A 15,045-nucleotide genomic window follows, 5' to 3' on the forward strand; every position below is an offset into this window, starting at 1 on the left:
CGTAGCCCGTTTAGCCTCTCAATGCGAGAGACTTTGATGCAGGGAGGTTCAGTCCCGGCGGTAGTTCGGGGCTTCGCGGGTGATCGTCACGTCATGGACATGGCTCTCACGCAGGCCTGCATTCGTGATGCGACGGAACATGGTGCGGACCTGAAGATCGGCAATCGTGGCCGATCCCGTATAACCCATCCCTGCTTTCAGACCACCGACGAGTTGGTGAATGACGGCGGACATGCCCCCCTTGTAGGGAACCTGACCTTCAATGCCTTCCGGGACCAGCTTGAGTGTATCGCGGACTTCCGCCTGGAAATACCGGTCTGCGGAACCGCGGGCCATGGCGCCGAGCGATCCCATGCCGCGATAGGCCTTATACGAGCGGCCTTGATACAGGAACGTCTCACCCGGGCTCTCGTCGGTGCCCGCCAGAAGTGAGCCAACCATAACTACATCAGCACCTGCACCCAGAGCCTTCACGATATCGCCGGACGTCCGAACGCCACCGTCCGCAATGGCCGGGATGTCCAGTTCATGACAGGCTGCGGCTGTTTCCATAACAGCCGAGAACTGCGGCACACCCACACCGGCGACGACGCGCGTGGTGCAGATGGAGCCCGGTCCAATACCGATCTTCACGCAGTCGGCACCGGCGGCGATCAGGGCGCGGGCGGCCTGTGGGGTGGCAACGTTGCCCGCAATGACCTGCAACCCGCCATGACGGCTCTTGAGGGTTTCGACGGCACTCAGAACGCCGTGTGAATGGCCGTGGGCCGTATCTACGACGATGACATCCACACCAGCTTCAGCGAGTGCGGCGGCGCGGCGGAAGCCGTCTTCGCCCACACCGACAGCAGCGGCGCAGCGCAGGCGTCCCTGCGAGTCCTTGATGGCCAACGGATGGGCAATGGCCTTGTCCATGTCTTTGACGGTGATCAGTCCGATGCAGCGCTGTGCTTCGTCAACCACCAGCAGTTTTTCGATGCGGTGGCGGTGCAGAAGTGTGCGGGCTTCGTCCGGTGCTGCGCCGTTGAGGACCGTCACGAGGTTCTCGTGCGTCATCAGGTCACGGACGCGGGTGTTTGGATCGGTCGTGAAGCGCATGTCGCGGTTCGTCAGGATACCGACCAGAACGCCGCTGCCGTCTTCAATAACCGGAAGGCCGGAGACGCCGTGACGCGCCATGATGGCCTGCACTTCTGCCAGCGTCTGGTCGGGGCCGACCGTGACGGGATTGACGACCATGCCTGATTCGAAGCGCTTGACGCGACGGACCTGCTCGGCCTGCTCTTCAATCGAGAGGTTCTTGTGAATAACGCCCATGCCGCCCTGCTGCGCCATGGCGATGGCCATGCCGTCTTCAGTCACGGTGTCCATTGCGGAAGACATCAAGGGGATGTTCAACTCGATGGAGCGTGTCAGGCGTGTGCGCGTCGAGGTCTGGGCTGGAAGGACCGACGATTCTGCCGGTTCGACGAGAACATCGTCGAAAGCCAGCGCCTCGCGGATGCGCTCATTCAGATTTGTTGTGTGGGAAGATGAAGTCATGAGCCGCGTGCCCCCGTTACGTCATGCGTCGTGAAAGACGCGATGTGTGTGAACCGGAGGCCAGAAGGCCGACCGGCCGTTGGCGGGTCCTCATAGAGCACTTTACCCCCCGAGGGGAAGTCTCTTTTTTGCGGTATTTTCTGAGGGTTTTCTTGGCTGGGAGACCTGGATTCGAACCAGGGCTGACCGGGTCAGAGCCGGTAGTTCTACCGCTAAACTATCTCCCAAGCGGTGAGAGGGTGTTTATCAACCGACCCCGTGGGGCGCAAGAGCGATCAGGACATTTTTTTGAAAAAACACATATTTTTCTTGCGAGCAGGGTCCCCCGGGCGCCATGCTGCTTTTCCAAGGTCCCAGATCACGGGCAAGCGGGAGCCGAAATACATGATGAGGTACGGAACGGATCACAACCTGTCAGGCCCGATGCCTGTTCATGCGTCTGCAAGACGTACGGGTCCGTTCTTTGGCGCCATTGATCTTGGTACCAATAACTGCCGCCTCATGATTGCTGCGGGAACGCCGACCGGTTTTCGCGTCGTGGACAGTTTCAACCGGTCTGTCCGACTTGGGGAAGGTCTGCGTGCCAGCGGGCGGCTTGCTGAAGATTCCATGAAGCGCGCGCTCGATGCCCTGCGGGTCTGTGCGGAGCGTATGAGGCAGTGGCCTCTGGTCCATGTTCGTGCGGTTGCGACGGAAGCTTGTCGTCAGGCTGTCAATGGGCGCGAGTTTCTGGCGCGTGTTCAGCATGAGACGGGTCTGACGATCGACATTATCACGGCCCGTGAAGAAGCGGAGCTGGCTCTTGAGAGTTGTTCTCCCCTTTTCCGTCAGCCGGAACATCGACCCGTTCGCGCCGATCGGGGCGTTCTTTTCGATATCGGCGGTGGGTCCACTGAAGTCGCATGGGTGCGGATTGACCCCGAACGGCAGACGCAGACACTCATTGGCACGACGAGTGTTCCTGTTGGCGTGATTACGCTTCAGGAAATGTTCGGTGAAGGTCATGGCCCTTCTTATGAGACGATGGTCAGCCATGTTCAGGAGTATCTGAATGGCTTTGAGAACGTACATCGCATCCGGCGTGAGGTTACGCACGGAAAGACGCGTCTGATCGGGACGTCTGGAACCGTAACAACTCTGGCCGGAGTGGCCCTCTCCCTGCCCCGCTATAATCGTGCGGCGATTGATGGACTGACGCTTCCGGGGTCGAGCATGGTGGATGCTATTGGAAGTTTGCGGCGTCTCAACAATGAAGAACTGGCGGATCATCCCTGCGTGGGATCTGAGCGCATGAAGTTCGTCTTGCCGGGCTGCGCAATCTTCGAAGCCATCCATCGTTTATGGCCGGTCGAAGACGTCACGATTGCAGACCGGGGGTTGCGCGATGGGATGTTGCTGCGTATGGCCCGCGATCATGGTCAGCGTTCCGGCAAGGGACGTCACACGACCAGTCGTCATGCCACGCCCCGTTCAAGGGGCCCATTCGGGACATATGCCACACTATGAAGCCGCCAAGATCCCGTTCCGGTTCCAGTAAGGATACGGGACCGAAGCGTATTCCGGGAAAGGCTCTGAAAAGTGCCTCCAATCCCGGTGAAAACGACGCAACACGTGATTCCGCAACGTCAAAAACGGCTCGCAACAAGACCGTTTCGCTCAAAACGGCCCGTGGACGGACGACGGCCCAGCAGCGCTGGCTGAACCGTCAGCTCAACGATCCCTATGTCGCGGCAGCCCGCAAGCAGGGTTGGCGGTCTCGTGCGGCTTTCAAGCTGATTGAGATCGACGACCGCTTCAAGCTGATTGAAGAAGGAACCCGCATCATCGATCTGGGTGCTGCTCCGGGCGGCTGGACGCAGGTTGCGGTCAAGCGGGGGGCAAAGCATGTGGTCGGGCTTGATCTGCTTCCGGTTGATCCTGTTGCCGGAGCAGAGATCATTGAGGGAGACTTCACGGATCCCGAGATGCCTGATCGGCTGAAAGAGATGCTGGGCGGTCCTGCTGATCTGGTCATGTCCGACATGGCGCCCAACACGACTGGTCATGCTGCGACAGATCATATGCGGATCATGGGCCTTGCAGAGGGCGCGTTGGATTTTGCGTTTCAGGTTCTGGCCGAAGGTGGCAGCTTTATCGCCAAGGTTTTTCAGGGCGGTTCGGAAAAAGACATGCTGGCGACAATGAAAACTGCCTTTGCCAGTGTAAGGCATGTCAAACCCCCTGCCTCGCGCAAGGAATCAAGCGAGCTTTATGTTGTGGCAACGGGGTTTCGTCCTGAACGCCTGACAGGCGTGACCGACCCTTCCTGATGGCCGGAGCAGGAATGAGAAAAGGGAGGTATTTGCCTCCCTTTTCTTACGGGAACACTATTCCGAAAAAGCAATAATTTCTGATGACTGCAAGCCTGTTTGTTATTCTCCTGTATCTCTGCCTGCTGCCCGTCATTTCGATTACGCTGGCCCGCCAGCCGCGCAAGGATCTTCCTCCCTGGGCGATCTGTCTTTCCCTTGTCGCGACCGAAACATCTACCCTGACCATCGTCAGCGTTCCGGGGGTTGCTTACCTTAAAGGGTATGTTTTCGTTGGTCTGGCTGCGGGTTATCTCGTCGGACGTATCGCGGTTGCGATCTGGTTCCTGCCGTTACACGAACGCGGTGCAACGTCGATCTATCGCTATATCGGTCAGAGATTTGGCACAAAACTTCAGAAAGTTCTTTCAGGAACATTCCTTGCAACCCGTCTCGTTGCCGAAGGTGTTCGGCTTTACGCTGGAATGCTTCCCGTATCGATGCTGTTTGTCAGCATGGGCTACGCCGTCCCAGATCTGCTTCTGTTAGTTCTGATTGTTTTGTTGACGCTGGCTTATACCGTGGCAGGTGGGTTGAGGGCGGTTGTCTGGTCTGACAGCCTGCAACTGGGACTTTATCTGGGCGGGAGCATCGCCTGTCTGGCCGTGATCTGGTCTCGTGCAGGCGTGGCACCCTTTTACTGGGCGCCTGTTTTCAGCCATGGGATGCCACCTTTTACGGATCCGTTTTCCATAGCTGGTGCTGTGATCGGAGGAGCTATTCTGGCTCTGGCATCGCATGGGACAGACCAGTTGATGCTGCAACGCTGTCTTGCGGCAAAAACACTGAACGGCGCACGGGCTGCCATGATCGGCAGTGTCTTTATCGTGGGGCTGCTGTTCGCTCTGCTATCATGCATCGGGGTTGCGTTGCGTGATCTCATGCCGGGTCAGGGTGCGAGGCCGGACGCTCTGTTTCCGCAGTTCATCCTGACGCTGCCTCCTGTTCTGAGCGGTTTGCTGGTTGCGGGTATCCTGGCTGCGACCATGGGATCTCTGTCGAGCGCGATGAATGCCATGGCGGCTGCGACCAAGGCCGATTTCCTGTCGCACGCGAAATTTTCCCTGCGGGGTCTGACGGTTATCTGGGCCGGCCTTCTTGTACTGACCGCGTTGCTGTTTTCGCGGCCCAATGGATCGGCAGTCGTTTTTGGACTTTCCATTGCATCCTACAGCTATGGTGCGACGCTTGGGGTATTCCTGTTGGCGATGATCGGTCGCTCGCGGGATGAGAAGGCGGCAATTTTCGGCTTTGTCTCGGCGGTTGGCGCGCTGGGTCTCATGTCTTTCGTCAGGATCGAAGGACATGCCATCGCTTTTCCCTGGCTCGTTCCTGCGGGAGTGACGGCCACTTTCGCTGGAGCGAAGGTGTTTTCAGGTCTGCGGCGGATTGGCCTGAAGAAATGATGCCATCGCGCGCTGCGCGAGGGCCGCTTCTTTGCCGAGGCGGATCAAACCGCCGATCTGCAACGGATGCCGGACAAGCGAGCCGATCAGTCCGGGGATATACACCGCACCTTCCTTGACGCTGGTCTTCACAGCGGGAGGCAGGTCCTGTGTGGCGTCGTCGCAAACAACCCTGAGGACGGCAAACGGAAGGCCGCTCTGTGCCACGACGCCGCTTTCCATATCCACTGCAAGACAGTGCGTTTCGGTAAAATAGCGTGCCTTTTCAGAGGCGAATTCAACCAGCGCATCGCTATGCAGAATGCCGCCCCGGCGTGCGAAGGCAGAGCCAAACATTTGGCTCAGAGCGGGATCGCAGGGAATATTTCGGTTCTCATGATGCACATGATCGGCCACGATGACCGTACCGGGAGGCGCTTCTGGCGAAAGACTTCCCGCACAGCCGAAAGACAGGAGTTCTGTAACGCCCGCGCGAAGCAGGCGCTCTACGCCCTGTCGTGCGCCCTCAGGCGTCGCATGGCTAAGGGCAAGAGGAGCATCCGGCAGAAAACGCCGGATCAGACGGGCTTCCTGTTTCAGGCCTGCGAGAATGCCCAGCATCAGAACCCGTACTCCACCTTGCCGCTGTTACTTGCGCCGAGGTTACGGTAGCGGGCCAGTGCGGTCAGCGGGAAGAACTGCTTATAGCCGTGGTAGCGCAGGTAAAAGACTTTCGGGAAACCAACGGCATTATAGGCGTCTTCCTGCCACTCCCCCTTGTCGTTCTGTTGAGTGACCAGATACGCAACACCGCGCTTGACGGCGTCGCTCTCGCGGCGCCCGACGGCCATGAGGGCCAGAACAGCCCAGGCCGTCTGGGAGGGCAGACTCTTGTTGTATTCGCCCGCAGTGCCCCCTTCATAGGTCGCACAGTCTTCACCCCAGCCGCCATCAGGACGCTGGACGCCTTCGAGCCAGTTTACAGCGCGCAAAACCATCGGATCGTCATGCGGCACACCAGCGACGTTCAGCGCGCACAGGACAGACCATGTGCCATAGATGTAGTTGGTGCCCCAACGACCGAACCAGCTGCCTTCCGGCTCCTGCTCGGAGCGCAGATACTCCAGTGCCTTGAGAATGACAGGACGGTCGTCCGGATCGCCAAGCTGGGCCAGAAAAGAAATGCAGCGGGCCGAAACGTCGGCCGTCGGCGGGTCCAGAAGCGCGCCATGATCAGAGAACGGGATGTGGTTGAGCAGTTCGAGATCGTTGTCGATATCGAACGCACCCCAGCCACCATTGGTGCTCTGCATGCCAATGATCCATTCCCGCGCACGTGCGATCGCCTCGCGGCTGCCTTCGGGATCAACACGATGCAGCAGCATTCCGACGACGGCGGTATCATCGACGTCCGGGTAGTAGTCATTTTCGTACTGGAACGCCCAGCCACCAGGACGCAGGTCCGGTGTGTTGATGGCCCAGTCGCCCTTGACGTTCAGGATCTGGCGTTCCCGAAGCCATTCGGCGCTCTTTTTCAGGGAAGCGAGCGTTTCTTCATGCTTGGTGCCAGCGGGGCCAGAAGCGGCTTCGATCATCGCAAGACCGGACAGGCCGGTATCCCAAACCGGCGAGACGCAGGGCTGGCAATAAATTTCGTCGCCATGATCCACCAGCAGGTCCTGCACGGCCTCCCATGCGGTTTGGGCGCGTGGGTCGCTATCGGGGACGCCCTGCGCGCGATACATCATCACGACATTCGCCATCGCGGGATAGATGGCACCCAGCCCTCCCCTGCTCAGACGCGGCTCGATGAAATCGCTAGCGGCTTTCAGGGCTTTGTTGTGCACGCTCTGTGGAATGAGCGGCAGGACGGGGCGCAGGGCGGAATCAAGATGTTTGAAAAACCGCCCCCAGACCGAGCGGTACGGGCCGCGGATCCAGTCTGTGACTTCGGAAGGCGGTTTGACGAAGAGTTCCTGCACATGGATGCCATGCGGATTGATGGCTTTGGGACGAAGCGCATTGAGGATCAGCAGCGGTGCGATCACAGCCCGGGACCAGTAGGACATGTTCCAGACCGAGAAGAACGCCTTGCGTGGCAGGAGCATCAGCTCAACGGGCATGACAGGCGTTGCATTCCAGGGGACCTCCCCGAACAAGGCAAGCTGGATCCGCGTGAACACGTTGGTGCGTGCGGCTCCGCCGTGATCGAGAATGGCCTCTCGGGCAATACGCATGTGGGGCGCATTGATGTCATCCCCGATCGCTTTGAGCGCGAAGTAAGCTTTTACGCTCGCCGATAGATCGAAGCCGCCATCGTGATAGAGTGGCCACCCCCCGTGTTCGCCTTGAATCCGGCGCAGATAGACGCCGATCTTGGTCTGTTTTTCCGGATCGATCCGGTCGAGATAGTGTTCGAGCAGGACATATTCTGCTGGGATCGTCGCATCTGCTTCGAGTTCGTAAACCCAGTGACCGTCTGATTTCTGTTTCCCGCCCAGCGCGTCCTGTGCGCTTTCGATGGCATGGTTGATCTCATCGGGTTCGACCGATTGACGGGACAAGGTTTCGCTCACGCGATCCTCCTTTTCCAGAATATCAGAATAGATCAGCATTGTTCGGCTCTTCCGACACAGGCAGTCCTCAAAGGCGGGAGCTGTGTTACAATCATGACAGGACGACCGCTCATCACGATCCTGTGTTTTCTACGGCTGACCGGAAGCCCAGAGCAGCGACGGCCTGAAGTCCGGACTGGATGGAGCCTTCGATCGTGGAGGGCAGTCCGGTCTCCGTCCAGTCTCCGGCCAGTGCCAGATTGACGAGGTCGGTTCTGGCTCCCGGACGCAGGAGGTTCTGTTCCGGCGTTGCAGCAAACGTCGCCCGCTTTTCCCATACCAAACGCGACGGTGGGATGGCGACCGGCAGCGGCTGCGACAGAACGGGATCGAGCGCACGTCGGATCTCTGACCAGATCGTGGCCAGCAGTTCGTTGTTGCTGCGATCTGCGTAGCGGTTGGCTGCGCTGACGGTCACGGAGAGGATATCCCCTTTCAGGAAGATCCATTCCGAAATGCCCCCGACCAGTCCTACGAAACCGGCCTGCGCCACAACGCCCCGGGCCTGAACTTTTGCAGGCAGACGGAAATGTGCGTTGGCAATGCTTTCAAAGGCGTCAGGCGCTGTCAGTCCTGGTAGCAGGGACTGTGCTACTGGCCCCGGAACGGCCAGAATGATCTGATCTTCAGGGCCGAGTTCAATCCGCCCTTCCCCGGTTTCCAATGCCGTGGCGCGACCGTTCTGCTGTTCGATGGCACTCACACGGACGCCTGTGCGCACGTCGCCATGAAAGCGTTTGAGATAGGCTATTGCTGGGTCGATCAGGGTTTCGGACAGACCGACGGCTGGAAACCACGGACAGCAGGCCATGCCTCCCTTGGCAAGAGACTTACGGATCACGTTGCCAAGGAGTTTGGCGCTGCCTGTATGGATGTCTGTATTGAGAACCGAGATGGCGAACGGGATCAGCAGTCTGCGACTCAGTTGGCCGGAACTGAGGCAGCTCTCTACGGTCGTTCTGTCTCCTGCGCGCAGGAAACGTCCGAGAGAGGCCAGTTCGGACAGTTTCATGCCCGGAACGCGCCGGCCGCCCGGAAGCGCCCAGAAAGGGAGCTTTCCCTTCGACAGGCGCAGCGTCCAAGCGAGGCTGTCTTCCAGATCGTAATAGGGGAAGATCGGCAGTCCCGGCCCAGTCAGGGTATGACGCGAACCGATAATGTCCAGATAACGGAAGGTCAGATCGTTCGATGACAGGATCAGATGGTTGCCGTTATCGATCCGGGCGTCGAGGGAGCGGTCGTGAAAGGAACGCGCCCGGCCGCCGCAGGCCGGGCCTGCTTCGTAAACGGTGACGCGGGCCTGCGCCGCCAGTTCGATTGCGGCGGAGAGGCCTGCCAGACCACCGCCAATGATGTGGACGTGGCTCATCGGTTACTTCACATACGCTGCGAGGGTACGAAGCTGTCTCAATGGTTTGGAGACTTTCGGGGCGATGTCGGGTGTTTTCCAGCCGCGCTTTTGCAGGGCCGACAGGATGGGCGCGTAGGACGCGGCCATCATGCGTGCCGGACGCATTGCGGTGCTGTCGCACAGTTGCATGGCCTTCCGCGCTTCCCGAAAATGGTCCCGCGCACGCTGGGCGAGGATGCGCCCCACCTGATCTAGACCGTGAGCGTAAAGCGCTTCGTGAGGATTTTTCGGGACATCGAACCGGGTCAGGAGTTCGGATGGAAGATACAGCCGGTCGCGGCCCGCATCTTCGGCGATATCGCGCAGAATATTCGTCAGCTGAAGCGCGCGCCCCAGATGATAGGCAACGCGCCGCGCATTGTCGGAAGAATCTCCGAACACGCAGACCGACAGGCGCCCGACAGCCGACGCCACACGATCGCAGTACAGATCCAGCGTCGCCTCGTCCGGTGCGACGATCGGCGCTCCACAATCCATGGCCATGCCGTCAATGACGTCGTGAAAATCCTGAGGCTGAAGCTGGTAACGGTGGATCGCCACGATCAGAACTCGGTCGAGTGCATCCGTTGCGATCCCTTCATAGAGGCCGTCAACGCGACGATGCCAGTCCTGAAGAGCGGCCATAGGATCTGCAACGCCCGCATCGCCATCGGCGATATCGTCCACCTGACGACAGAACGCATATACCGCGAACATCGCCTGACGGCGATCCGCCGGAAGGATACGCATTCCACGGGCAAAGGATGTTCCCGAGGCGGTGACGATCCTTTCGACATGATCCAGATCGGCCTGCGCGCAGGGAAGACCTGAAGAAGCGCGCATCCTGCTGAAAACCATGTCTGTCCCCTGTCTCGTTTCAGAAGATCAGGGTTCTAGACCCAAATCCCGGCGAGACAAAGATGACCTGAACCGAAAGGGCCGCCCTGTGTTAATGTGATGCCAAAAGGCAACACCTGAAAAGGAGTCTTTCGTCATGCGCCTTCTCTCTATGAAAAACGCCGCCTTTCTCGCCGCAGTGCTGATCGCTCCCCTCGCCTCTGCCCAGACAACGCCTCCCACAACGGCCAGCGGGCACGCGGAGCATCTCCTTGCGGACGATCATTCCTGGAATGGCACGCCCTACGACCGCTACCCGACCACGCGACCGATGCTCAGTATGATTAAGCTGACCATTCCTGCGCATTCCGCCCTTCCCTGGCATGTTCATCCGTATCCGAATGCGGGTTATGTCCTAGAAGGAACGCTCACGATCGAGGATCGGCAAAGCGGCAAAAAGCGGACGTTCCATCAAGGCGAAGCCTTTGCGGAATCGGTCAATGATGTTCATCGTGGCGTCACGGGCGACGGCCAGACGGTTCTTCTGCTGACCTATGCGGGGTCGCCCGGAAAGCCGACGTCCATCCCTCTGCCCGGCCAGCAGAAAGAATACTGAAAATATCTTCGGGTGTGCTTTGACAGGGAAAACGTTTCGGAACTAACATGTTCCGGACCTAGTCTGGAGTATGGCCCACAATGACCAGTCCCCTCTCTTCTGCCGCCCGTAGCGACCTTCTTGCCCGGGGATATTCCCGGCGCAGCTTTGGGCGAATTGCTACACTTCTGGCCGCAGGTGCGACCGTAAAGGCCCTGACAAACTCAGCCCGCGCGGATATTCTTCCGTCGGGGATCAATTTCGAGGGCGTTACCCGTCTTGGTAGCAATGAATGCTGGACTGGTCCCTTCCCGGAAGCTGCACAGGCTGGCGCATCCTCGGTTTTTCAGAGCAATCGCTACGATCCGACCGGTCACATGCGTGATGACCTTATCAAGACGGTTTCCGATGTCGAAGGACTTCCCCAGACCCACGTCATGACGTGGTGTGGTTCGTCCGATCCCCTCGCCCGTGCCATCGTCACGTTCTGTTCGCCCACCCGCGGGCTTGTGACGGCTGACCCCAGCTATGAAGCTGGATGGGTCGCTGCGGACTGGTTGAAAATTCCTCTGGCCCGTGTGCCACTGACGGCGAAAAACGGATACAAGACGGATGTCCGGGCCATGCTGGCGGCTGATCCCAATGCAGGCGTCTACTATATTTGTTCTCCGAACAATCCGACGGGCACTCTGACGCCGCTGCGAGATATCGCGTGGCTGGTTGAGAACAAGCCCAAGGGTTCGATTGTACTGGTGGATGAGGCTTACATCCATTTTGCGAATGCCCCGAGTGCTGTGGAATTGGTGGCCAACAACAAGGATGTCGTCGTTCTCAGGACTTTCTCGAAAATGTTCGCTATGGCTGGAATGCGCCTTGGCCTGTCATTTGCAAGGCCCGATCTTCATGAGAGCATGATGCGCTATGATGGGAAAAGCGCCACTTCGATGCTTCCGGTTCCGGCCATGGCCTGTGGCACGATGAGCCTCACCATGAAGTCCGCGATCGCGGCCCGCAAGGAGGAGATGATTGCGGCGCGCAACATGACGTTCCAGCATCTTCGCAAGCGGGGCATTCATTTCATTCCGTCTGATGCAAACATGTTCATCATCGACTGGAAGAAGCCTGCAAAACCCATTCAGGATGCCTTCCTGAAGCAGAATGTTCTGATCGGTCGCTCATGGCCTATCTGGCCAAATGCTTCGCGGATTACGGTTGGCTCCATGGATGAAATGAAGACCTTCTGTACCGCACTGGACCAGATTTACACCTGATCTGGTCCAGATAACCCTGCCGTTGCGATTCAACCGACGGCAGGGAAATAGCACAGGGCTCGGAACAGGGCCTTTGCCCCATCTGCTTTTGTCAGGGCCACGCGTTCCAGAAGCGGGTCCTGACGACGCAGACGTGCCGTCAGGATGTGGCATAATTCCACAATCACAGCAGCTTCCAGTCGCATCCGGCGATCCCGAACGAGCAGCGGCAGGGTCCTTGCGTTCCTGTTAAGAACATCCACACCATCCAGCATCCGATTGAACACGCGACGCACCCCCGGCTTGCTGCGGACCAGGCGCAGGTCATCCAGACAGACGCCTTCTTCTTCCAGCCAGGGTAGCGGGACATAGCACCGGTCCAGATCCTTCAGATCGCCCGCGACATCCTGAAGATGATTGATGACCTGAAGTGCGGAACAGAGCGCATCGGATGGCGCGAGCGTTTCTTCCGCCTCGCCGTGTAGCAGGAGCAGAAAGCGCCCTACAGGGTTGGCGGAATATTTGCAGTAATGCAGCAGTTCGTCCCAGCTTTCGTAGCGGTTCTTTTCGGCATCCATGCAGAACGCTTCGAGAAGATCCGTTGCCGTTTCCAGCGGCACACCCGTCTGGAGAAGGACGTCGCGAAGTTTGACTGCTGTTTGTGCGTCGGCGCGCTGAGGGGCTGTGATTTCGCCTCGGATAACGGCTGCCATGCCCTTGAGGCGTGCAATCTTTTCGGGAGGCGTCAGCTCAGTCGTGTCCACCATATCATCCGCGACACGCGCGAAATTATAGTAGTTGTGAACGTAAGGTCGCAGACGCGGGGCGATCAGAAATGATCCAACGGGAAAATTTTCGTCGGATTTGCCTTTGGCGGAGGTGACGTCTTTCGTCCCCCAGATGGTGTCTGTCACGATGCTTCATCCGTGTAGGAACGATTTTTCCACCGCACACCAACGCCACGATGGTGATCGATGGCCGATCCGATGGTTGCTGCCATGTAAAAAGCCGCAACAAGTGGAAGAGGAATGGCACGCCACAGCGGCAGGCCGAAACGGCGGAGTGTGGGGACAAAGGTCAGGCACGACAGGAGATAGGTCAGAAGTCCGATCCGCCGTTCCCGTCCCTTGCCAAACAGTGTTAGCCCGATTGGAAGCAGCCATATCATGGCCATTCCCAAAATTGTCGCAAACAGAAGGAGCGGCGAGTGCCGAAGTTGCACATAGGCCGTGCGGGCAATCATGTGCCAGACATCCTTCATGCCGCGATATGGCCTGATCGACCATGCCAGCGCACTGTGTCCCAGATAGAGCCGTCCACCGGACCGTTTGACATGAGCGGCCAGAGTGCAGTCGTCGATCAAGGCCCCGCGCAGTGCCTTAATTCCGCCGATCCGCTCCAAGGCCCGGCGGCGCAGGAGAATAGTTCCTCCCGCAGCCCCGGCAATGCGAGAGCGTTCGCTGGCGATCCGCGAAAACGGGTAGAGCATGGCAAAGAAATAGACGAACGCCGGGACCAGAAAGCGCTCCGCATTACTTTCGCAGTTCAGCGCCACCATTTCCGAGACAAGATCCAGATCGTCTTCCCGTGCCTTGGCGACCAGAGAGGCCAGATGCTCTGGCGCGTGCATGATGTCGGCATCGGTCAGGAGGACGTATCCATAGGGGCCGATCCGCGTCAGCGCTTCCTGTTCTCCCTGATGGACGGCCCAGAGCTTGCCGCTCCATCCTGCGGGACGTTTAGCGCCTGTGATGACCGTCAGGCGCTCATGCGGATCAGGCAGGGAGCGAGCAATATCGGCCGTTCCATCCGTGCTCTCGTCATCGATCAGGATAATGGACAGCTTACCATCATAATCCTGTTCCAGAAGAGACGTCAGGCAGGCTGCGATGGACTCGGCTTCGTCCCGTGCGGGAATAACGATGGCCACATCCGGAGCTGCATCTGGGGTGGATTTTGGCTCAAGAATGGGGCCTTTCTGCCAGAAATTTCCATGAAACAGCGAAAGATAGATCCAGGCTCCCAGGCTGGTCAGTGCGCTTCCGAACAGCATTATTTCATCCGCCCATGCTGACGGAACCAGACGATCGCATCTGTCACGGCATCGCGGGCCGGGCGCGGGGTGTATCCGAGTTCTCTCTTGGCCTTGTCGGATGAGAAGAACATCAGTTTCTTGGACATGGCCAGTGTTTCACGCGTCACCCGCGGTTCAATGCCGAACCCGCGTGCCAGCCATTCGGAGACAAGGGCCACGGGATAGAGCCAGGACTGCTTGAGTTTGATTCCCGGCGGCTTCACCCCGGCAATCTGACTGACCATGCGGAAAAGATCTCCCAGCATGATGTTCTCGCCGCCAAGGATGTATTTCTCGCCGATCTTGCCCCGTTCCAGAGCCAGAGCATGTCCTTCCGCGACATCATCGACATGCACGATGTTTAGACCCGTCTCGACATAGGCCGGCATGTTTCCGCTGGCACAGTCGAGAACCATCTGGCCCGTCGGTGTCGGCCTGATGTCCCGGGGGCCAACGGGGGTCGACGGATTAACGATAATCGCAGGCAGGTTCTTCTCGCGGATCAGCCGCAGGACTTCCTGTTCCGCACGATATTTCGAAAGCTTGTAGATCCCGATGACCTGACTTTCCGTAACAGGGGTGTTCTCGTCAGCTGATTCGCCATTTTTGCACAGGCCGAGTGCAGCCACTGAGGAACAGTAGATGATTTTTTCTACCCCGGCCTCCAGAGCGGCCAGCATCAGATTGCGTGTCCCCTCCACATTGGCCTTCATCATGATTTCCGGATCCGGAACCCAGAGTCGGTAATCGGCAGCGACGTGGAAAAGGGTTTTAACGTTTTTCAGTGCTGGAGCGAGCGTGTCCGGATCGGCGAGATCTCCGACAACGATTTCCGCGTCAAGCTCCGCAATATTTGAACGGTCGGATGTCGGGCGGACGAAAAGCCTCAGGCGGTGTCCGCGTTCTTCAAGGACGCGGGCGACGGCAGAGCCGACAAACCCGGTAGCCCCCGTCACGAGTGTGACATCGTTCATGGTGGCAGTGTCTCCTTGGTTCATCAGCAGATGGT

The 15,045-nt window shown here is 58.7% G+C and carries 13 protein-coding genes and 1 tRNA gene; 5 read left to right on the forward strand and 9 right to left on the reverse strand.

The features are described from left to right. Positions 1-48: 48 nt before the first annotated feature. Together guaB and GKO01_RS08795 are read right to left on the reverse strand one after the other, a co-directional pair. On the reverse strand, positions 49-1,542 hold the full coding sequence (gene guaB, locus GKO01_RS08790) for an IMP dehydrogenase (RefSeq protein ID WP_099286745.1): 1,494 nt from the start codon (positions 1,540-1,542) through the stop codon (positions 49-51). A 153-nt stretch (positions 1,543-1,695) separates the two neighbouring features. Then, a tRNA-Gln gene (locus GKO01_RS08795) sits at positions 1,696-1,769 on the reverse strand. Positions 1,770-1,926: 157 nt separating this feature from the next. On the opposite strand from GKO01_RS08795, the gene GKO01_RS08800 reads away from it, so the two are divergent. The 3 genes from GKO01_RS08800 (at position 1,927) to GKO01_RS08810 (ending at position 5,296) form a co-directional block, all read left to right on the forward strand. After that, positions 1,927-3,048 carry a Ppx/GppA phosphatase family protein gene (locus GKO01_RS08800; RefSeq protein ID WP_099286746.1) on the forward strand — a complete coding sequence of 374 codons (1,122 nt, stop codon included), beginning with the start codon at positions 1,927-1,929 and terminating at the stop codon, positions 3,046-3,048. Beyond that, a complete protein-coding gene (locus tag GKO01_RS08805; RefSeq protein WP_099286747.1) occupies positions 3,045-3,851 on the forward strand; it encodes an RlmE family RNA methyltransferase in 807 nt (268 codons plus the stop codon). The genes GKO01_RS08800 and GKO01_RS08805 overlap by 4 nt, the downstream gene beginning before the upstream one ends. Positions 3,852-3,934: 83 nt before the next feature. Next, the gene (locus GKO01_RS08810) at positions 3,935-5,296 is read left to right on the forward strand and encodes a sodium:solute symporter family transporter (RefSeq protein WP_099286748.1); all 1,362 of its coding nucleotides are present in this window, start codon (positions 3,935-3,937) and stop codon (positions 5,294-5,296) included. Here GKO01_RS08810 and GKO01_RS08815 read toward each other — a convergent pair. From GKO01_RS08815 to hpnD, 4 genes are all read right to left on the reverse strand, one after another. After that, positions 5,264-5,896, reverse strand: a complete 633-nt coding sequence (locus GKO01_RS08815) for a phosphorylase family protein (protein WP_099286749.1) — start codon at positions 5,894-5,896, stop codon at positions 5,264-5,266. The two genes, GKO01_RS08810 and GKO01_RS08815, sit on opposite strands and share 33 nt — an antisense overlap. Next, positions 5,896-7,890 (reverse strand): squalene--hopene cyclase, encoded by a 1,995-nt coding sequence (gene shc / locus GKO01_RS08820; RefSeq protein ID WP_099286750.1) that lies wholly within the window; start codon positions 7,888-7,890, stop codon positions 5,896-5,898. The genes GKO01_RS08815 and shc overlap by 1 nt, the downstream gene beginning before the upstream one ends. 73 nt (positions 7,891-7,963) lie before the next feature. Beyond that, positions 7,964-9,259: a hydroxysqualene dehydroxylase HpnE gene (hpnE, locus tag GKO01_RS08825; RefSeq protein ID WP_099286751.1), complete on the reverse strand. Its 1,296-nt coding sequence runs from the start codon at positions 9,257-9,259 to the stop codon at positions 7,964-7,966. Between the two features lie 3 nt (positions 9,260-9,262). After that, positions 9,263-10,138 carry a presqualene diphosphate synthase HpnD gene (gene hpnD / locus GKO01_RS08830; RefSeq protein WP_099286752.1) on the reverse strand — a complete coding sequence of 292 codons (876 nt, stop codon included), beginning with the start codon at positions 10,136-10,138 and terminating at the stop codon, positions 9,263-9,265. Positions 10,139-10,274: 136 nt separating this feature from the next. On the opposite strand from hpnD, the gene GKO01_RS08835 reads away from it, so the two are divergent. Further along, entirely contained in the window at positions 10,275-10,733 is a 459-nt protein-coding gene (locus GKO01_RS08835) for a cupin domain-containing protein (RefSeq protein ID WP_099286753.1), read from the forward strand. Between the two features lie 80 nt (positions 10,734-10,813). Then, positions 10,814-11,983: a pyridoxal phosphate-dependent aminotransferase gene (locus tag GKO01_RS08840; RefSeq protein ID WP_099286754.1), complete on the forward strand. Its 1,170-nt coding sequence runs from the start codon at positions 10,814-10,816 to the stop codon at positions 11,981-11,983. A gap of 29 nt (positions 11,984-12,012) precedes the next feature. Here the strand turns inward: GKO01_RS08840 and hpnC are convergent, their stop codons facing one another. From hpnC to hpnA, 3 genes are read right to left on the reverse strand one after another with little or no spacing between them, the layout of a single operon-like run. Next, positions 12,013-12,876, reverse strand: coding sequence for a squalene synthase HpnC (gene hpnC / locus GKO01_RS08845; protein WP_099286755.1), 864 nt, complete (start codon positions 12,874-12,876; stop codon positions 12,013-12,015). After that, the gene (locus GKO01_RS08850) at positions 12,873-14,015 is read right to left on the reverse strand and encodes a glycosyltransferase (protein WP_099286756.1); all 1,143 of its coding nucleotides are present in this window, start codon (positions 14,013-14,015) and stop codon (positions 12,873-12,875) included. Before GKO01_RS08850 ends, hpnC begins: the two co-directional genes overlap by 4 nt. Next, positions 14,015-15,010, reverse strand: a complete 996-nt coding sequence (hpnA, locus tag GKO01_RS08855) for a hopanoid-associated sugar epimerase (protein WP_099286757.1) — start codon at positions 15,008-15,010, stop codon at positions 14,015-14,017. The genes GKO01_RS08850 and hpnA overlap by 1 nt, the downstream gene beginning before the upstream one ends. Positions 15,011-15,045 lie beyond the last annotated feature (35 nt).

Source organism: Gluconobacter kondonii, from assembly GCF_002723995.1.
GTDB lineage: Bacteria > Pseudomonadota > Alphaproteobacteria > Acetobacterales > Acetobacteraceae > Gluconobacter > Gluconobacter kondonii.

Bases quoted from the DNA above. Each gene is read 5' to 3' on its own strand.
- GKO01_RS08810 (WP_099286748.1), top strand. From the start codon at position 3,935: ATGACTGCAAGCCTGTTTGTTATTCTCCTGTATCTCTGCCTGCTGCCC.
- GKO01_RS08835 (WP_099286753.1), top strand. From the start codon at position 10,275: ATGCGCCTTCTCTCTATGAAAAACGCCGCCTTTCTCGCCGCAGTGCTG.
- GKO01_RS08805 (WP_099286747.1), top strand. From the start codon at position 3,045: ATGAAGCCGCCAAGATCCCGTTCCGGTTCCAGTAAGGATACGGGACCG.
- GKO01_RS08800 (WP_099286746.1), top strand. From the start codon at position 1,927: ATGATGAGGTACGGAACGGATCACAACCTGTCAGGCCCGATGCCTGTT.
- GKO01_RS08815 (WP_099286749.1), bottom strand. From the start codon at position 5,896: ATGCTGGGCATTCTCGCAGGCCTGAAACAGGAAGCCCGTCTGATCCGG.
- shc (WP_099286750.1), bottom strand. From the start codon at position 7,890: ATGCTGATCTATTCTGATATTCTGGAAAAGGAGGATCGCGTGAGCGAA.
- hpnA (WP_099286757.1), bottom strand. From the start codon at position 15,010: ATGAACGATGTCACACTCGTGACGGGGGCTACCGGGTTTGTCGGCTCT.
- hpnE (WP_099286751.1), bottom strand. From the start codon at position 9,259: ATGAGCCACGTCCACATCATTGGCGGTGGTCTGGCAGGCCTCTCCGCC.
- GKO01_RS08850 (WP_099286756.1), bottom strand. From the start codon at position 14,015: ATGCTGTTCGGAAGCGCACTGACCAGCCTGGGAGCCTGGATCTATCTT.
- GKO01_RS08840 (WP_099286754.1), top strand. From the start codon at position 10,814: ATGACCAGTCCCCTCTCTTCTGCCGCCCGTAGCGACCTTCTTGCCCGG.
- guaB (WP_099286745.1), bottom strand. From the start codon at position 1,542: ATGACTTCATCTTCCCACACAACAAATCTGAATGAGCGCATCCGCGAG.
- hpnD (WP_099286752.1), bottom strand. From the start codon at position 10,138: ATGGTTTTCAGCAGGATGCGCGCTTCTTCAGGTCTTCCCTGCGCGCAG.